Here is a 16,381-nt window from a genome sequence, read left to right as displayed (position 1 = left end):
GAGAACGTTATGTCTGTAATGGAAGTCGATCTGCATCAGCTCAAAATTAACGATCCGTTCCTCGGTCAGTATCAACAACTGGTGCGTGATGTCGTGATCCCCTATCAATGGGCGGCACTGAACGACCGGATTGCTGAAGCCGATCCCAGCCATGCGATTGAAAATTTCCGTATCGCTGCCGGGTTACAGCAGGGGGAATTCTACGGCATGGTGTTTCAGGACAGCGACGTGGCGAAGTGGCTGGAGGCGGTTGCCTGGTCGCTGTGCCAGCGGCCAGATGCAGAACTGGAGAAAACCGCTGATGAGGTGATTGAACTGGTGGCGGCCGCCCAGTGTGACGATGGCTATCTTAACACTTACTTCACTGTCAAAGCGCCCAACGAACGCTGGACTAACCTCGCGGAGTGTCATGAGCTGTACTGTGCCGGACACATGATCGAGGCTGGTGTCGCTTTCTTTCAGGCCACCGGCAAGCGCCGACTGCTGGAAGTGGTGTGTAAACTTGCCGACCATATCGACAGCGTGTTCGGGCCGGGTGATACCCAGTTGCACGGCTATCCGGGACATCCGGAAATCGAGCTGGCGTTGATGCGTCTGCATGAAGTGACCCGGGAGCCGCGTTATTTGACGCTGGTGAACTACTTCGTTGAGCAGCGTGGCACGCAGCCGCATTTTTACGATAGCGAGTACGAAAAGCGTGGCAAGACCTCTTACTGGAATACCTATGGCCCCGCATGGATGGTAAAAGACAAAGCCTACAGTCAGGCGCATCAACCGATTGCCGAACAACACACGGCGATTGGCCACGCAGTGCGCTTTGTCTATCTGATGACCGGGGTGGCGCACCTGGCCAGACTCAACCAGGATGAGGCGAAACGTCAGGACTGCCTGCGGCTGTGGAATAACATGGCCCAGCGCCAGTTATATATCACCGGCGGTATCGGTTCGCAAAGCAGTGGCGAAGCTTTCAGCAGTGATTACGATTTGCCGAACGACAGCGTCTATGCCGAAAGCTGCGCGTCGATTGGCCTGATGATGTTTGCCCGTCGCATGGTGGAGATGGAGGCCGACAGCCAATATGCCGATGTGATGGAGCGGGCGTTATATAACACCGTGCTGGGGGGGATGGCGCTGGATGGTAAACACTTCTTCTACGTCAATCCGCTGGAAGTCCATCCGAAAACCCTCAGCGCAAACCATATCTATGACCACGTAAAACCGGTGCGCCAGCGCTGGTTCGGTTGTGCCTGTTGTCCACCCAATATTGCTCGCGTGCTGACTTCACTCGGTCATTACATCTATACGCCACGCGAAGATGCGTTGTATATCAATCTCTATGTTGGCAATAGCCTTGAAGTGCCGGTGGGTGAGGATAAGTTGCGCTTGCGCATCGGTGGCAATTTCCCGTGGCAGGAGCAGGTGACCATCACCATTGATTCCCCGCAACCCATTCAGCACACGCTGGCATTACGCTTGCCGGACTGGTGCGATGCGCCACAGGTGATGCTGAATGGTACGGCAGTGGAAGGTCAGTCCCGGAAAGGCTATCTGCATATTAGCCGCTGCTGGAAGGAGGGCGATACCTTAATCCTGACGTTGCCGATGCCGGTACGTCGCGTCTATGGCAATCCGCTGGTACGTCATGTGGCGGGCAAAGTGGCGATCCAGCGCGGGCCGCTGGTCTATTGTCTTGAACAGGCCGATAACGGTGAGGAACTGCATAACCTGTGGTTACCACAAACGGCGACCTTCCGCACTTTTGAAGGTAAAGGGCTGTTTGCGCACAAGGTGTTGATCCAGGCTGAAGGCAGCACACACAGTGCGAGTTCGCCGGAAGAACAAGCGCTATGGCATTATGATCGCTCTCCTGCCACCCGTCAGACACAAACATTGACCTTTATTCCCTGGTTTAGCTGGGCGAATCGAGGGGAAGGCGAGATGCGAATCTGGGTGAATGAGGGATAGCAGAAAATAAAAAAGCAGCCTTATGGCTGCTTTTTTATTGGGAATTTTGGTCGGCACGAGAGGATTTGAATCTCCGCAGGCAGTGGATCGAACAAAATGTTCAGCATCAAAGGCTGGAAATAACGATATGTAATGTTCCCCCAGTGAATAAAATCTGCCTTTACATTGAACATATATGATTTAACATATTTGTTCAATGATTATCAGGAAACATGCACTGATGCAGCCAGTTCAACTTTTCAAACTCCTTGCTGATGAGACACGCACAACAATCATCTTGCTGTTGCGTGAGGCTGGAGAACTCTGTGTGTGCGACCTGTGTGCCTTTACAAGTCAATCCCAGCCGAAGATTTCACGCCATATTGCGTTATTGCGAGATGCTGGTTTGGTGTTGGATCGTCGTGAGGGTAAATGGATTCACTACCGTTTATCGCCTCATATGCCAGCCTGGGCGGCGTCGATAATAGATACTGCCTGGAGCAGTCAGCGTGATGAATTACGTGAATCATTCAAAAGTGCCAAGGCAAATGTGTGCGGCCGTTAAAACATATTCATAAAAGCATATGTATTTTCAGGGCAGGGGATTTTAATGTTACTGGCAGGCGCAATATTTGTTCTCACCATCATTTTTGTCATCTGGCAACCTCGCGGACTTAGCATCGGCTGGACCGCGTCGATAGGCGCAGTTCTGGCGTTGATGACCGGGGTCATCCAGTTACATGACATTCCGGTTGTCTGGCATATCGTCTGGAACGCAACGACTGCGTTTATCGCAGTAATAATCATCAGCCTGTTGTTGGACGAATCGGGTTTTTTCGAATGGTGTGCCTTGCATGTCGCCAAATGGGGTAACGGGCGAGGGCGGTTGCTGTTTACGTATATCGTCCTGTTAGGTGCTGCGGTTGCTGCATTATTCGCTAATGATGGTGCGGCGCTGATTTTGACACCTATTGTTATCGCGATGCTACTGGCATTGGGGTTCAGCAAAGGAACGACACTGGCTTTCGTTATGGCGGCAGGCTTTATCGCGGATACCGCCAGTTTGCCGCTGATAGTGTCCAATCTGGTTAACATCGTTTCTGCCGATTTTTTCCAACTGGGATTTAGTGATTATGCGTCAATCATGGTGCCGGTTGATCTTGCTGCCATCATTGCCACGCTGATCGTACTGCATCTTTTCTTCCGCAAGGAGATTCCCAGACACTACGATCTTTCCCTGCTAAAGTCCCCGGCTGAAGCCATCAAAGACCCTGCGACATTTAAAATGGGCTGGCTGGTGTTGGTTCTGCTGTTGGTTGGTTTCTTCCTCCTTGAGCCGCTCGGTATTCCTGTCAGTGCAATAGCGGCGGTTGGTGCGCTAACGCTATTTGCGGTGGCTAAACGCGGTCATGCTATTAACACAGGGAAAGTTCTGCGAGGCGCACCCTGGCAGATCGTCATTTTCTCACTGGGGATGTATTTGGTCGTCTACGGTCTGAAAAATGCGGGCCTCACCCAGTATCTCACCTTGCTGTTGAATACCTTTGCAAACGGGGGGGTATGGAGTGCCACCTTTAGCACTGGTTTAATTACGGCGATACTTTCATCTGTGATGAACAATATGCCTGTTGTTTTGATCGGTGCGCTCTCAATTGATGCCAGCACGGCGGAAGGTGTCATCAAAGAAGCCATGATTTATGCCAACGTAATTGGCTGCGATTTGGGGCCGAAGATCACACCCATTGGAAGTCTCGCTACGTTACTTTGGCTGCATGTACTCGATCAGAAAAACATCAAGATTAGCTGGGGGTACTACTTCCGGGTGGGTGTTGTGATGACACTGCCAGTGCTGCTGGTAACTCTGAGTGCGCTAGCTTTGCGCCTGGCCTTTACCCAATGATTTGAGAATGAACATGACTGACATCACCATCTATCATAATCCTGCTTGCGGGACTTCACGTAACACGTTGGCATTAATTCGCAACAGTGGGGTTGAACCTGTTGTCATCCACTATCTGGAAACACCGCCGCAACGTGAAGAGTTAAAGGAACTGATCCATGCGATGGGGATCAGCGTGCGGGCCTTATTACGCAAGAATGTCGAGCCTTATCAGCAACTCGGTTTGGCTGATGAGCACTTTAGCGATGATCAGTTGCTTGATGCCATGCTGTCTTATCCCATCCTGATTAACCGTCCGATAGTGGTGACACCGTTAGGGACGCGGTTATGTCGCCCCTCAGAAGTGGTGCTTGATATTCTTCCTGACCCACAGCAGGGGGCGTTCAGCAAAGAAGATGGCGAAAAAGTGATTGATAAGGATGGCAACCGTCTGCTGTGATTGCTGCATGCGGAAAATAAAAAAGCAGCCATAAAGGCTGCTTTTTTATTGGGAATTTTGGTCGGCACGAGAGGATTTGAACCTCCGACCCCTGACACCCCATGACAGTGCGCTACCAGGCTGCGCTACGTGCCGAACGTGGAGGCATATAGTAACGTTTCCGCGCACGATTGCAAGATGCACGGGATTTAACTGCCTCATAATTAATCAGTTTGCGATGAAACGCTTCTGTTCCGTCAGCACCTGCAACAGCAATGCCAGTTCAGGTTTATGGTCCCTGAGGACTTTTCCCTGCGCATCATAAGCGTAATAGCTGCCGTTGTTGTTCAGCACCAGGGTTGTTTCAGGGGTAGTGACTACCAGTCTGCCATCTTCACTGCTCGCCACCCAATTATGGTTGCGTTGCGCGGCAAAAAGATCTTCACCCTGAGAGTAGTTCACCGGATTGGTACGCACATGCAACAGACGCTGCATCAATGTTGCCATCACATCCTGCTGATCGGTCAGGCGATCGATAGTTTGTGCAGGCGTATTAGGCCAGTGCACCACCAGCGGTACCTGAAGCGTCGCACGGTTACCTGGATTGTCATCATCACCATCCAGCGCAATCGCATGCTGGGCGGTAATCACCACAACGGTATTTTTCAACAAATCGCGCTCCTGCAAAGTTTGCAGCACAGCGGCGATTTGGCTGTCAACGCCAGCAGCCTGACGCAGATAGCTGCGCTGGCGCGCTTTAACACTGTCGCCATTCACGGTAATGCCGTTCAACGCGATCCAGGAGAACCACGGGGCATTATTGTCTTTCTGCCCATTCAGCCAGTTTTGCCATTGGGTAACCGTAGCGCTATTGGTCTGACTCTCCATCGTTGGCAGCGAGTAATCGGCCAGCAATGCCTGGCGATACAACGGCTGATTAAAGCCATCGGACGAGAACAGACCGAACTGATAACCCTGGCTATTCAGGGCGCTGAGTAACGCGGAAGGCATACGCGCCGCCAACACGCCATCCATATAGCTGGATGAGATGCCGTAGAACAGGCCAAACAGGCCTTTTTCAGCCTGGTTGCCCGCGCTGAAGTGCTGCGTGAAACGCACATTGTCGCTGGCAAACTGAGTGAGCGACGGCAGGGCTTTCTCTACCGTAGCGTTGTTAAGGCCGTTTACCGTCAGCACCAACAAGTTATGCCGTGTACCGCCATCGCGGAAAGTAATGTCGCTCAGCGGATATTGAACCGAGAGGGCTTCGGGATCACCTTGTTGCACCAGACGACGCTGATATTCCTGTGCATCCAACAGGCCGTGGCGTTCAAGGAAACGTCTTGCGGTCATTGGATAAGAAAGTGGCAGGTTCGCGCGCTGCATGGTGATGGGGCGATAGAAATTGGCATCGGCCCAGATATACAGTAGATGGCTGGCGAAGAACGCTGAGATAAACAACGCCGCCAGCGGCTTGCCGAATGAGCGTCGATTGAGGCTGCGCAGTTTCTGCCAGCTCCAGGTGGCGAACAGCATCTCCACCAGGAATATGATCGGCACACCGATAAACATCAGCTGCCAGTCACGCGCCATCTCACTCTGGTCGGGGTTAATCACCAGTTCCCACACCACCGGATTGAGGTGGAGATGGAAGCGATTGAACACCGCGCTGTCGACCATAATCAGCGTCAGGCCCGCCGTCGCGATAATGGCCGACAGGAATCTCAGCAGCCGTTGCGACATCACCACGAAGGTGAGGGGGAAAATTATCAGCAGATAGCCAGCAAACACCAGGAAGCTAAAGTGGCCAATCCAGCTGCTGTAGGCATAGATACGACCAGCCAGCGAGGCAGGCCAGTCGGAAACCAACAGGTAGCGGCTGCCTAAAATTAACGCGAAGATAATATTAAACAGGGCAAACCAATGCCCCCAGCTGATCATCTGGGAGACTTTTTCACGGTAGCGCTGCCGGTTGGTTACCATATTATAAGGTCAAATCTGCAAATTAATGGGCGTTGTCATCGCGAACCGACGCCTGCAATGCATCGGCAAAAGATCGCGCCAGGCTACGGCGCTGCGCCGGAGATACACTGGTGTTGATCAAATTGGTTACCATATTTCCCAGCACCATCAGGGAAAGGTCGGTTGGCGCTTTGTCTTTTTCAAGAACCTGCGCCAGTTGCGCGAGGAGTTTCTCCACGCGTTCGTCACTGTAACGGGATGATTGTGGCATATCGTCGACTAATCAAGTATCAAAAGGCGGTATATTACCGTAACAACGCGATTTTTTCCGCAATTTTATCGAAAGCGAAATGTTCGTGTTGTGCATGGAGTTGAAAGCCGCGGCGGGCGGTGTTTGAATACGCGCCTGAGCTTAAAGGAGAGTCTATCATGAGTCTGGATATCGACCAGATCGCCCTGCATCAGTTAGTCAAACGTGATGAAAACCAGCTGGAGCTGGTGCTGCGCGATACCCTGCTGCCTGCCACCAAAGCGGTGGAAGAGATGGCAGAAGAGTTACACCGGGTTTATAGCGCGAAAAACAAAGCCTATGGGTTATTCGATGAAGAGAGCGAACTGGCCGCTGCGCTGCGTAACTGCCGCAAAGGAGAAGATGACTTTCTGGCCTTCAGTCGGGCGGCGACCGGTCGTCTGCGCGATGAACTGAGCAAATATACGTTTGCTGAAGGCGGTATCGTTCTGTTTATCCATTATCGTTATCTGGCGGTGGAATATTTGCTGGTGGCGGTGCTTAACAGCCAGTCCAGCATGCGTGTTAACGAGCAACTGGACATCAGCAGCACCCATTATCTTGATATCAATCATGCGGATATTGTGGCGCGCATTGATCTCACCGAATGGGAAACCAACCCGGAGTCCACCCGTTATTTGACGTTTTTACGCGGGCGGGTAGGGCGTAAAGTCGCTGACTTCTTTATGGATTTTCTCGGTGCCAGCGTGGGCCTCGATACCAAAGCGCAGAACCGTGGCTTGTTGCAGGCGGTTGATGATTATTGCGCGGAATCGAATCTGGATAAAAACGAGCGCCAGAATTATCGTCAGCAGGTCTACAGCTACTGCAACGATCAGCTCCAGGCCGGTGAGGAGATTGCGCTGGAAGATCTATCCAGCGAACTGCCGCCACTGGGCGAGAAGACGTTCCAGGCATTTACCCAGGAACAGGGCTACGAACTGGAAGAGCATTTTCCGGCTGACCGTAGCACGTTGCGTCAGCTGACTAAGTTTGCTGGCAGCGGCGGTGGCTTAACCCTGAATTTCGATGCCATGCTGCTGGGCGAACGTATTTTCTGGGATCCGGCGACCGATACGCTGACGATTAAAGGGACACCGCCGAATCTGCGCGATCAGTTACAACGTCGCACTGGCGGCAACTGATTTTCGCCCATAAAAAAACGCCGCAAATGCGGCGTTTTTTCTTCAACTCGTCAGGCGATTAAGCGCGAACGAAGTCGATGTGGTGCAGTTTCGGCTTGAACGGGTGACGCTGTACAGCCTGAACTTTAACCTTGGTTTCTTTACCGTCAACAACGATGGTCAGAACTTCAGAGTAAAAACCTTCTTTAGCCTGCATGTTCATGATTGCATCGTGATCCAGTTCGATAGAAACCGGTGCTTCAGTTCCGCCGTAAACGATGGCCGGGAACTTGTTAGCGTGGCGCAGGCGGCGGCTCGCACCCTTACCCTGCTCTTTACGTGCTTCTGCGTTGATAGTGAACATCTTAATGTCTCTTCGTTGATTCCTGCTACAGGCGACCCAGCAACAGGACGATTATTCAAACGCTCTTGCGGATGCAAAAGCGGGCGGCATTATAGCCGCTATCCCGGCGCCGGGCAAATGATTCCGTGGCTTATCGCAGCTCATTGGCGCGGCGATAACGCCCCTGATAATCAAACACCTTTTCGCGAACCTGCCAGAAATGGCCTTTCGCGCGCGCGACGACAAAATCAGGGTGGCGCAATAACGGCTGCAACGCCACCACATCAGCGGCGGTCTGCCATCCCAGCGGTACGCCAGGCGCGCGCTGATGCGGGCGCATAAACAGTTGCTCAAAGGCTTTGCGCTGTGCGGGCGTATGCAGACGGAAGCGCTCACTTACATCCAGCCCATCTTCATCGTAGTAGGTGGCCTTTAACCATTCACCTTTCTCGTCTCGTCCTTGCGTCAGCGTCATACCGCCACAGCGTAATACCCGGGCATCTTTCAGCTTCAGCGCCGCTTTCAGCATATCGTCGGGATCGACCAGCACCTTGTCACACTGGTGACAGCGGCGCGCAGCTATATCGTTTTCCGCACCACAATCCGGGCAGCTTTTAAAGCGGAAACGGTAATCACATTGTTCGCGTGCGCCGTCGTCATCTTCCAGTACTCCCTGGCAGCGGCGACCAAAATGCTCAATCACATGGCCATCGGCAGTGGCTTTGCCCCAGAAGGTGTTGGCGAAGCCGCAGGCCGGACAAAACACCTGCACGGGTTGGTTGTCACTGGCACCTTTTGGCGCACCGACTTCTGGCGTAAAAAGATCATGCGGGTTGCCAGCGTAATCGAGGATCAGGCAATCGGTTTTGCCGGGGGCAAGCCGCAGACCGCGCCCGACAATCTGTTGATACAGGCTGACTGATTCGGTCGGACGCAGGATGGCGATCAGATCGACATGGGGGGCATCAAATCCGGTGGTCAGCACCGCAACATTGACCAGATATTTCAGTTGCTGTGCTTTAAAGGCGTTAATCAGCCGATCGCGCTCTTTCACGGCGGTTTCGGCCGAAACCAGCGCGCTATCCTCCGGCAATAACGTCAGCACTTCCCGCGCATGTTCGACGGTGGCGGCAAAAATCATCACCCCGCGTCGATCCTCGGCAAATTCCACGATCTGCTGGATGATATGCGGCGTGATGCGTTGTTGTTGCTTCAGCTCGCGATTCAGATCGGCTTCGCTGAACAGGCCATTGTTTTGCGGAATCAGGCGACTGAAATCATATTGCACCACCGGCATATCCAGCCGCTCAGGTGGCACCAGAAAACCGTGCTTGATCATATAACGCAACGGTAATTCGTAGATGCAGTCGCGAAACAAGGCATGGTTATCGCCGCGCACCATGCCGTGATAATGAAACTGATAGATCCAACCCTTACCGAGGCGAAAAGGCGTGGCCGTCAACCCCAGCAGACGGAGTTGTGGGTTATGTTGGCGCAGATGGCTGAAGAGTTGCTGATACTGGCTTTCACTCTGGTCACTGATGCGGTGACATTCATCGACGATCACCAGTGAAAAGGCGCTATCGAAGCGGTCAAGGTTGCGCGCCACCGACTGTACGCTGCCAAACACCACTTTGCGTTCACTTTGTTTGCGTTGCAGACCGGCGGCGAAGATGTCAGCCTCCAGGCCGTATGCCTGATATTTGCTGTGGTTCTGCTCCACCAGTTCTTTGACATGTGCCAGCACCAGCACCCGTCCACGCGCCAGTCGGGCCAGCTCGGCGATGACCAGGCTTTTGCCCGCACCGGTAGGCAGCACAATGACGGCGGGCGAAGCATGCTGGCGGAAGTGCGCGATGGTCGCATTAACCGCCTCTTGTTGATAGGGGCGCAGGGTGAAGGACATCGGAAAAAACTTTTTTCTGAAACGGGCGCGCATTATGCCATGAAAGGGCGTGAAACGCAGGATCAGCTCTGTTAGCCGCCGAAGGTTCAGGCTATACTGCCCTCACATTTTCAACGGATAAAAACACCGTTTCAGTTTCCCTCCGCAGTAAACAGGCAAAGCGAATTCATGCGACTCGACAAATTCATATCTCAGCAACTGGAAATCAGCCGTGCCATTGCCGCGCGTGAAATCCGCGCGAAAAAAATCACCATCAATGGCGAAGTGGTACGCGACACCGCCTATAAAGTGTTGCCGGATGACGAAGTCGAATACGACGGCAATCCACTGGTGCAGCAGCACGGCCCGCGTTATTTCATGTTAAACAAGCCACAGGGTTATGTTTGTTCCACCGATGATCCGGATCACCCGACCATTCTGTTCTTTATTGAAGAGCCAATGGTTGGGAAGCTGCATGCGGCAGGGCGTCTGGATATCGATACCACCGGTCTGGTGCTGCTGACGGATGACGGTCAGTGGTCGCATCGTATTACGTCACCGCGTCATCACTGCGAAAAAACCTATCGTGTTGGCGTGGAGTTGCCGATAGATCCGGCTCTGGTAGAAAAGTTTGCCACCGGCGTGCAACTGCACAATGAAAAAGATCTGACTAAACCGGCTACGCTGGAAATTGTTGGCCCGCAGGAAGCGTTGCTGACCATCAGCGAAGGGCGTTATCACCAGGTAAAACGCATGTTTGCCGCGGTAGGTAACCATGTGGTGACGCTGCACCGTGAACGCATTGGCGAAATCGTGCTTGATGCGGAGCTTGCGGAAGGTGAGTACCGGGAATTGACTGAAGAAGAAGTTGCCAGCATTGGCTTACCTGACGAATTAAAACAGCAAAAATAGCGGGAGCATGTGGTGCCAAAGGAAAAGAATTCACCGGTCGGGTTAGTGGTTATTCTCGGATTGCTGGCGATGCTGATGCCGCTCTCCATCGACATGTATCTGCCCGCTATGCCGCAAATTGCCCGCCAGTTTGCTGTTTCGTCTGGCAGCGTACAGATGACGTTAAACCTGTATATCTTCGGCTTTGCGATTGGTCAGTTGGTGTATGGGCCACTGGCCGACAGCTATGGCCGTAAACCGGTGATTGCCCTTGGCACCTTGATTTTTGCCTGTGCGGCGGCGGCATGTGCGTTGTCGCAAACCATTGATCAACTGATCTTCATGCGTTTTCTGCACGGCCTGTCAGCTGCGGCGGCCAGTGTGGTGATCAACGCCCTGATGCGTGACAGCTACTCGAAAGAGGATTTCTCGCGCATGATGTCGTTCGTGATGCTAATCACCACCATTGCACCCTTGATGGCACCAATTATCGGCGGCTGGTTGTTGCTGTTATGGAGCTGGCACGCCATCTTCTGGACACTGTCGATTGCCGCTATTGTCACCACGGTGCTGGTGGTCACGCAAATCCGCGAGACGCTAAAACCGGAGCAGCGCCAGCGTTTTCACCTGCGTACCACACTGGGGAATTTTGTCGCATTGTTCCGCCATAAACGCGCTTTCAGCTATATGCTGGCGAGCGGATTCTCCTTTGCCGGATTGTTTGCTTTCCTCAATGCCGGTCCCTTTGTTTACATCGAGGTGAACCACGTCTCGCCGCAGAATTTTGGTTACTACTTTGGCCTCAACGTGGTGTTCCTGTTTGTGATGACGTTAATCAACAGCCGTGCCGTGCGCCGCTTTGGGCCACTGGCGATGTTCCGCATTGGTCTGGTAATCCAGTTCTGCATGGGAATTTGGCTGCTGGTGGTGAGCGCGCTTAACCTAGGTTTTCTGCCGCTGGTACTGGGAGTAGCGATGTTTATCGGCTGCGTCTCAACGGTATCTTCCAACGCGATGGCGGTGGTGCTGGATGAGTTTCCACATATGGCTGGCACGGCATCCTCGTTGGCGGGCACCTTACGTTTCGGTGTCGGTGCGCTGGTTGGGGCATTGTTGTCAATGATCAATGTCAGTAGCGCCTGGCCGATGGTGGCGACTATCGCGCTGTGCGCCACCGTTTCAATTGCGTTGTTCAGTTACGCTTCACGACCCCGCCACGCCAGCGCCTGACCTGTTAACATCCCCCCAACTCGTAACAGCGCGATTTATCGCGCTGTTCTGCAATTTGCGCGATAAATCACGTCGCTACGGTTTATGTAATACCTTTTCTGTTTGTAATGTTTCCATATTGTGAAAATTAATAAGTAAAAAAGTAACGTTATTGCGTCTAAAATGATTGTTAACTACCGCCGAACAGGGTACATATAGCGATAAATGCGAGCAAACTCGCAAATAATAACTCTGCTACATGCTTTGTGTTTAAAACGAGAAGGCTAACCTTGACGTCCGTATTCTGAGTTAACCAGGAAAAAGGATTCACTGCGTGTGCGCCGTTCGTTGTGAATAACGTTAACGTCTCTGGGGATTACGTATCTATGCTGCAACTTTCCGTTGTGCATCGTCTGCCGCAACATTACCGCTGGTCGCTTGATCATGCTGGTGAGATTGAGCGCCAGGAATCTGCCGATGCTGAAAATGACCAGGATCTGGTGGCGTTACGCCTGCTTAGCCACGACGGCCATCCGGCAATGGAGATTCTGCGTCAGTTGCAGGATACGCTGGCGCAGATTCAGGTTGAGTGCAAGATCGCCCAATGTGAAGGGCAGCCCTGCCTGCTGATCCAGCGTGGTGACGAAAGCGCCACGAATTGCTGCCTGAAGAATCAGGGTGTCGCCATCGCGGAAACTTTTGACGGTCATTAAATCAGGCTTTCAACCTGCGCGGATGCCAACAGCTGCCGCGTATATTCCTGCTGTGGCGCATCAAATAGCGCATCACATTCACCTTGCTCCACCACCTCTCCCTGGCGCAGCACAATCAGCTGATGGCACAGGGCGCGCACCACCTGCAAATCGTGGCTGATAAACAGATAAGCCAGCTGATGTTGTTGCTGTAAACGACGTAGCAGGCTAAGTATCTGTTTTTGCACCGAGCGATCGAGCGATGAGGTCGGCTCATCCAACACCATCAGTTGTGGCTCAAGAATTAACGCCCGCGAGATAGCAATGCGCTGACGCTGGCCGCCGGAAAATTCAGCCGGATAGCGTGTACGGCTTGCCGCATCCAGTCCGACTTCCTCCATTACCGCTATCACTTTGGCTTCCTGCTCGGCGGCGCTGAGAGAGGGGCGATGTACTGCCAGGCCTTCGGCGATAATCTGCTGCACCGTCATCCGTGGGTTAAGTGACGAGTTAGGATCCTGAAACACCACCTGAATTTTTTCCCGCAGCGGTAACAACTGCTTCGCTGACAACTGATGCAACGGTTGATTATCGAACCAGATTTCCCCACGCGCCGCAATCAGGCGCAGCAGTGCCAGCCCGGTGGTGCTTTTGCCGGAGCCGGACTCACCCACCAGGCCAAGACTTTCGCCGCGCCGCAAGGTAAAACTCAGATCCTGCACCGCCGTTTTCTCCGCCACGGTACGTTTTAGCAGGCCACGGCGCACCGGAAAGCCGACATGCAGATTCTTTACCTGCAACAGCGGGAGAGTGTCGCTGAGAGGGGCGGGCCTGCCATCTGGCTCCGCTGCCAGCAATTCTCGGGTATAGGCGTGCTGTGGCTGGCTGAACAGCGCAGCGCAACGGTTATGTTCGACTTCCCGGCCATTACGCATCACGGTGACGCTATGTGCCAGCTGACGCACAATGTTGAGGTTGTGGGTGATAAACAGCATCCCCATATTCAACTCGCGTTGCAACTCGCGCAGCAGTTGCAGGATCTGCGCCTGTACCGTGACATCCAGTGCGGTGGTTGGCTCATCGGCAATCAGCAATTTTGGTTGAGTCAGCAGCGCCATCGCAATCATGACGCGCTGGCGTTCACCGCCGGAGAGTTGATGAGGGAAATCCTGCAAACGCGTTGCGGCCTGGCGGATGCCAACACGATCAAGGCAGCTAAGGATCTCCGCCCGTGCCGCTTCACGCCGCATCCCCCGATGCAGCGACAGCACCTCATACAACTGCTTTTCTACGCTGTGCAGCGGATTGAGCGATACCATTGGCTCCTGGAAAATCATCGCCATCTGGTTGCCGCGCAAGCCACGCAACGTGCGTTCGTTGGCCTGCAACAGGTTCAGCCCATTAAACAGAATCTCGCCTTGTGGATAGCTGACCGGCGGCTGCGGCAGCAAGCGCATAATCGACAGCGCGGTGACACTTTTCCCAGAACCGGATTCGCCGACCAGCGCCAGGGTTTCACCCGCATCAATGCGCAGCGAAATATCCTCCACCACGGTGCGTTGTTGAAACGCAACAGCGAGGTGATTGACGGTCAGTAAGTTGCTCATTTAGCTCCCCCGGCTTGGATCAAAGGCATCGCGTACCGCTTCACCAATAAAAATCAGCAGCGACAGCAAAATGGCCAACGCAAAAAAGCCCGATAACCCGAGCCACGGCGCCTGCAAATTATTCTTACCCTGCAACAGCAACTCGCCCAGCGACGGTGAACCCACTGGCAGACCAAAGCCAAGGAAATCGAGTGAGGTCAGCGTGGTGATCGACCCGCACAGAATAAAGGGCAAAAAGGTTAAGGTGGCGACCATCGCGTTAGGTAGCATATGGCGCAACATAATGCGGCTGTCACTGACGCCCAGCGCGCGTGCTGCACGAATATAGTCAAAGTTGCGGGTGCGTAGAAATTCTGCCCGGACCACGCTGACCAGACTCATCCAGCCAAACACCACCGTCACCAGCAACAGCCACCAGAAACCCGGCTGAATGACGCTGGAAAGTAAGATTAATAAAAACAACGATGGCATGCCGGACCACACTTCAATCAGGCGCTGCCCGACTAAATCGACGCGTCCGCCGAAATACCCCTGCACCGCGCCGACCACGATGCCAATCACGCTGGAGAACAGCGTCAGCAGCAGACCAAACAGCAACGAAATCCGCGTGCCATACAACAGGCGGGCCAACACATCGCCGCCGTTAGCATCGGTGCCGAGCCAGTTCTGCGTCGACGGAGGAGAAGGGAAGGGGACATTGGTTGCAAAGTTGATGGTGCTGTCACTGAAACGAATCGGTGCCCAAATGGCCCAGCCTTGTTGAGCAAGGCGTTGTTTCAGCCACGGGTCCTGATAATCCGCCGGGGTCGAAAAATCCCCGCCATAATCGCTTTCGCTGTAGTTAAACAGCAGCGGAACATACCAGCGCTGCTGATAATGCACCAGCAACGGTTTATCGTTAGCCAGTAACTCGGCACCCAGCGACAGCAGGAAAATAATCAGGAAAATCCACAGCGACCAGTAACCCCGTCGATTGTGGCGAAAACGCTGCCAGCGCTGCTGGTTTAATGGGGACAAGCGCATCAGCGACCCTCAAAATCAATGCGTGGATCGACCAGGGTGTAGGTCAAATCACTGAGAATATTCATCAGCAGGCCAATCAGCGTGAAAATATACAACGTGCCAAACATCACCGGATAATCACGTTGGATGGTGGCATCGTAGCCCAACAGGCCAAGGCCATTAAGGGAGAACATCACCTCAATCAGCACCGAACTGGTGAAGAACATGCTGATGAACGTGGCGGGAAAACCAGCAATGACCAACAGCATGGCGTTGCGGAACACATGGCCATACAGGATGCGTTTTTCATCAAGGCCCTTCGCGCGTGCGGTCACTACATATTGTTTGCGGATTTCATCGAGAAAAGAGTTTTTGGTCAGCATGGTCAGGGTGGCAAAACCGCCAATCACCGTCGCCAGCACCGGCAGCGTAATATGCCACAGGTAATCGGTAATTTTGCCGTACCACGGCAGGCTGTCGAATTGGGGTGATGTCAGACCGCGCAGTGGGAACCAGTCGAGATAGCTGCCCCCGGCAAATAACACAATTAAAATCACGCCGAACAGAAACGCCGGAATCGAGTAACCAATAATGATAAAGCTGCTGCTCCAGATATCAAAAGCGCTGCCGTTACGGACCGCTTTCTTGATACCGAGCGGAATGGACACCAGATAAATGATTAACGTGCTCCATAACCCAAGGCTGATGGAGACCGGCAAACTTTCTTTGATTAACTGGAGCACCGACGAACTGCGGAACAGGCTGTCGCCAAAATCGAAGCGCACGTAATTCCACAGCATCTCCACATAGCGTTGCCACATCGGCTTATCGAAGCCGTAGCGCTTTTTGATCTCGGCAATCACTTCAGGGTCAAGGCCGCGTGCGCCGCGATACTGACTATCGCCGGGATTATCACGGCTTAGCGCACCACGCGCTCCGCCACTGTCGCCAGCTGGCGCGCCGGGTATCCCACTACTGTGACCAAACTGAATATTCGCCAGCGCCTGATCCACAGGCCCACCCGGTGCGATTTGGACGATAAAAAAGTTGAGCGTGATAATGGCCCACAAGGTGGGGATGATCAGCAGTAATCTGCGCAGGAAATAAGCACCCAA

The 16,381-nt window shown here is 53.3% G+C and carries 15 protein-coding genes and 1 tRNA gene; 8 read left to right on the top strand and 8 right to left on the bottom strand.

Features of this window, described 5'->3' with window-relative positions:
* Positions 1-9 precede the first annotated feature (9 nt).
* The 4 genes from AC6I8T_RS14275 (at position 10) to arsC (ending at position 4,283) form a co-directional block, all read left to right on the top strand.
* The gene (locus AC6I8T_RS14275) at positions 10-1,965 is read left to right on the top strand and encodes a glycoside hydrolase family 127 protein (RefSeq protein WP_497834057.1); all 1,956 of its coding nucleotides are present in this window, start codon (positions 10-12) and stop codon (positions 1,963-1,965) included.
* Positions 1,966-2,185: 220 nt separating this feature from the next.
* On the top strand, positions 2,186-2,509 hold the full coding sequence (locus tag AC6I8T_RS14270; RefSeq protein ID WP_437180257.1) for a metalloregulator ArsR/SmtB family transcription factor: 324 nt from the start codon (positions 2,186-2,188) through the stop codon (positions 2,507-2,509).
* Positions 2,510-2,554: 45 nt separating this feature from the next.
* Positions 2,555-3,844: an arsenic transporter gene (locus AC6I8T_RS14265; protein WP_208723945.1), complete on the top strand. Its 1,290-nt coding sequence runs from the start codon at positions 2,555-2,557 to the stop codon at positions 3,842-3,844.
* 13 nt (positions 3,845-3,857) lie between these two features.
* The gene (arsC, locus tag AC6I8T_RS14260) at positions 3,858-4,283 is read left to right on the top strand and encodes a glutaredoxin-dependent arsenate reductase (RefSeq protein ID WP_208725568.1); all 426 of its coding nucleotides are present in this window, start codon (positions 3,858-3,860) and stop codon (positions 4,281-4,283) included.
* A 58-nt stretch (positions 4,284-4,341) separates the two neighbouring features.
* On the opposite strand, the gene AC6I8T_RS14255 is transcribed toward arsC, so the two are convergent.
* The 3 genes from AC6I8T_RS14255 to AC6I8T_RS14245 all read right to left on the bottom strand — a co-directional run bounded on the left by AC6I8T_RS14255 (position 4,342) and on the right by AC6I8T_RS14245 (position 6,495).
* A tRNA-Pro gene (locus AC6I8T_RS14255) sits at positions 4,342-4,418 on the bottom strand.
* Between the two features lie 72 nt (positions 4,419-4,490).
* Complete coding sequence (yejM, locus tag AC6I8T_RS14250) at positions 4,491-6,245, bottom strand: LPS biosynthesis-modulating metalloenzyme YejM (RefSeq protein ID WP_021185027.1); 1,755 nt, start codon at positions 6,243-6,245, stop codon at positions 4,491-4,493.
* A 22-nt stretch (positions 6,246-6,267) separates the two neighbouring features.
* Entirely contained in the window at positions 6,268-6,495 is a 228-nt protein-coding gene (locus tag AC6I8T_RS14245; protein WP_021185026.1) for a YejL family protein, read from the bottom strand.
* 158 nt (positions 6,496-6,653) lie between these two features.
* Between AC6I8T_RS14245 and yejK the strand changes: the two genes are divergently transcribed.
* Positions 6,654-7,658 carry a nucleoid-associated protein YejK gene (gene yejK, locus AC6I8T_RS14240; RefSeq protein WP_021185025.1) on the top strand — a complete coding sequence of 335 codons (1,005 nt, stop codon included), beginning with the start codon at positions 6,654-6,656 and terminating at the stop codon, positions 7,656-7,658.
* Positions 7,659-7,716: 58 nt separating this feature from the next.
* Here the strand turns inward: yejK and rplY are convergent, their stop codons facing one another.
* A complete protein-coding gene (rplY, locus tag AC6I8T_RS14235; RefSeq protein ID WP_208723947.1) occupies positions 7,717-8,001 on the bottom strand; it encodes a 50S ribosomal protein L25 in 285 nt (94 codons plus the stop codon).
* Between the two features lie 130 nt (positions 8,002-8,131).
* Positions 8,132-9,886 carry a DNA repair helicase RadD gene (gene radD / locus AC6I8T_RS14230; protein WP_497834056.1) on the bottom strand — a complete coding sequence of 585 codons (1,755 nt, stop codon included), beginning with the start codon at positions 9,884-9,886 and terminating at the stop codon, positions 8,132-8,134.
* Between the two features lie 168 nt (positions 9,887-10,054).
* Between radD and rsuA the strand changes: the two genes are divergently transcribed.
* From rsuA to AC6I8T_RS14215, 3 genes are all read left to right on the top strand, one after another.
* Entirely contained in the window at positions 10,055-10,777 is a 723-nt protein-coding gene (gene rsuA / locus AC6I8T_RS14225) for a 16S rRNA pseudouridine(516) synthase RsuA (RefSeq protein ID WP_021185023.1), read from the top strand.
* Between the two features lie 12 nt (positions 10,778-10,789).
* A complete protein-coding gene (locus AC6I8T_RS14220) occupies positions 10,790-11,986 on the top strand; it encodes a Bcr/CflA family multidrug efflux MFS transporter (RefSeq protein ID WP_036626795.1) in 1,197 nt (398 codons plus the stop codon).
* A gap of 365 nt (positions 11,987-12,351) precedes the next feature.
* The gene (locus tag AC6I8T_RS14215; RefSeq protein ID WP_021185021.1) at positions 12,352-12,678 is read left to right on the top strand and encodes a YejG family protein; all 327 of its coding nucleotides are present in this window, start codon (positions 12,352-12,354) and stop codon (positions 12,676-12,678) included.
* Here the strand turns inward: AC6I8T_RS14215 and yejF are convergent.
* From yejF to AC6I8T_RS14200, 3 genes are read right to left on the bottom strand one after another with little or no spacing between them, the layout of a single operon-like run.
* Positions 12,675-14,264 carry a microcin C ABC transporter ATP-binding protein YejF gene (yejF, locus tag AC6I8T_RS14210; RefSeq protein WP_497834055.1) on the bottom strand — a complete coding sequence of 530 codons (1,590 nt, stop codon included), beginning with the start codon at positions 14,262-14,264 and terminating at the stop codon, positions 12,675-12,677. The genes AC6I8T_RS14215 and yejF overlap by 4 nt on opposite strands.
* Entirely contained in the window at positions 14,265-15,287 is a 1,023-nt protein-coding gene (locus AC6I8T_RS14205) for an ABC transporter permease (RefSeq protein WP_021185019.1), read from the bottom strand.
* On the bottom strand, positions 15,287-16,381 hold the full coding sequence (locus AC6I8T_RS14200; RefSeq protein ID WP_208723951.1) for a microcin C ABC transporter permease YejB: 1,095 nt from the start codon (positions 16,379-16,381) through the stop codon (positions 15,287-15,289). Before AC6I8T_RS14200 ends, AC6I8T_RS14205 begins: the two co-directional genes overlap by 1 nt.

The organism is Pantoea sp. X-Soil-OKNW-556, assembly GCF_059730695.1.
The sequence above is the reverse complement of the archived record's forward strand: the minus strand, read 5'-3'. Positions and strand labels throughout refer to the sequence as shown.

Coding starts and splice junctions, on each gene's coding strand:
- arsC (WP_208725568.1), top strand. CDS start 3,858: ATGACTGACATCACCATCTATCATAATCCTGCTTGCGGGACTTCACGT.
- AC6I8T_RS14275 (WP_497834057.1), top strand. CDS start 10: ATGTCTGTAATGGAAGTCGATCTGCATCAGCTCAAAATTAACGATCCG.
- AC6I8T_RS14270 (WP_437180257.1), top strand. CDS start 2,186: ATGCAGCCAGTTCAACTTTTCAAACTCCTTGCTGATGAGACACGCACA.
- AC6I8T_RS14215 (WP_021185021.1), top strand. CDS start 12,352: ATGCTGCAACTTTCCGTTGTGCATCGTCTGCCGCAACATTACCGCTGG.
- AC6I8T_RS14205 (WP_021185019.1), bottom strand. CDS start 15,287: ATGCGCTTGTCCCCATTAAACCAGCAGCGCTGGCAGCGTTTTCGCCAC.
- rplY (WP_208723947.1), bottom strand. CDS start 8,001: ATGTTCACTATCAACGCAGAAGCACGTAAAGAGCAGGGTAAGGGTGCG.
- AC6I8T_RS14265 (WP_208723945.1), top strand. CDS start 2,555: ATGTTACTGGCAGGCGCAATATTTGTTCTCACCATCATTTTTGTCATC.
- rsuA (WP_021185023.1), top strand. CDS start 10,055: ATGCGACTCGACAAATTCATATCTCAGCAACTGGAAATCAGCCGTGCC.
- yejM (WP_021185027.1), bottom strand. CDS start 6,245: ATGGTAACCAACCGGCAGCGCTACCGTGAAAAAGTCTCCCAGATGATC.
- radD (WP_497834056.1), bottom strand. CDS start 9,886: ATGTCCTTCACCCTGCGCCCCTATCAACAAGAGGCGGTTAATGCGACC.
- yejK (WP_021185025.1), top strand. CDS start 6,654: ATGAGTCTGGATATCGACCAGATCGCCCTGCATCAGTTAGTCAAACGT.
- AC6I8T_RS14245 (WP_021185026.1), bottom strand. CDS start 6,495: ATGCCACAATCATCCCGTTACAGTGACGAACGCGTGGAGAAACTCCTC.
- yejF (WP_497834055.1), bottom strand. CDS start 14,264: ATGAGCAACTTACTGACCGTCAATCACCTCGCTGTTGCGTTTCAACAA.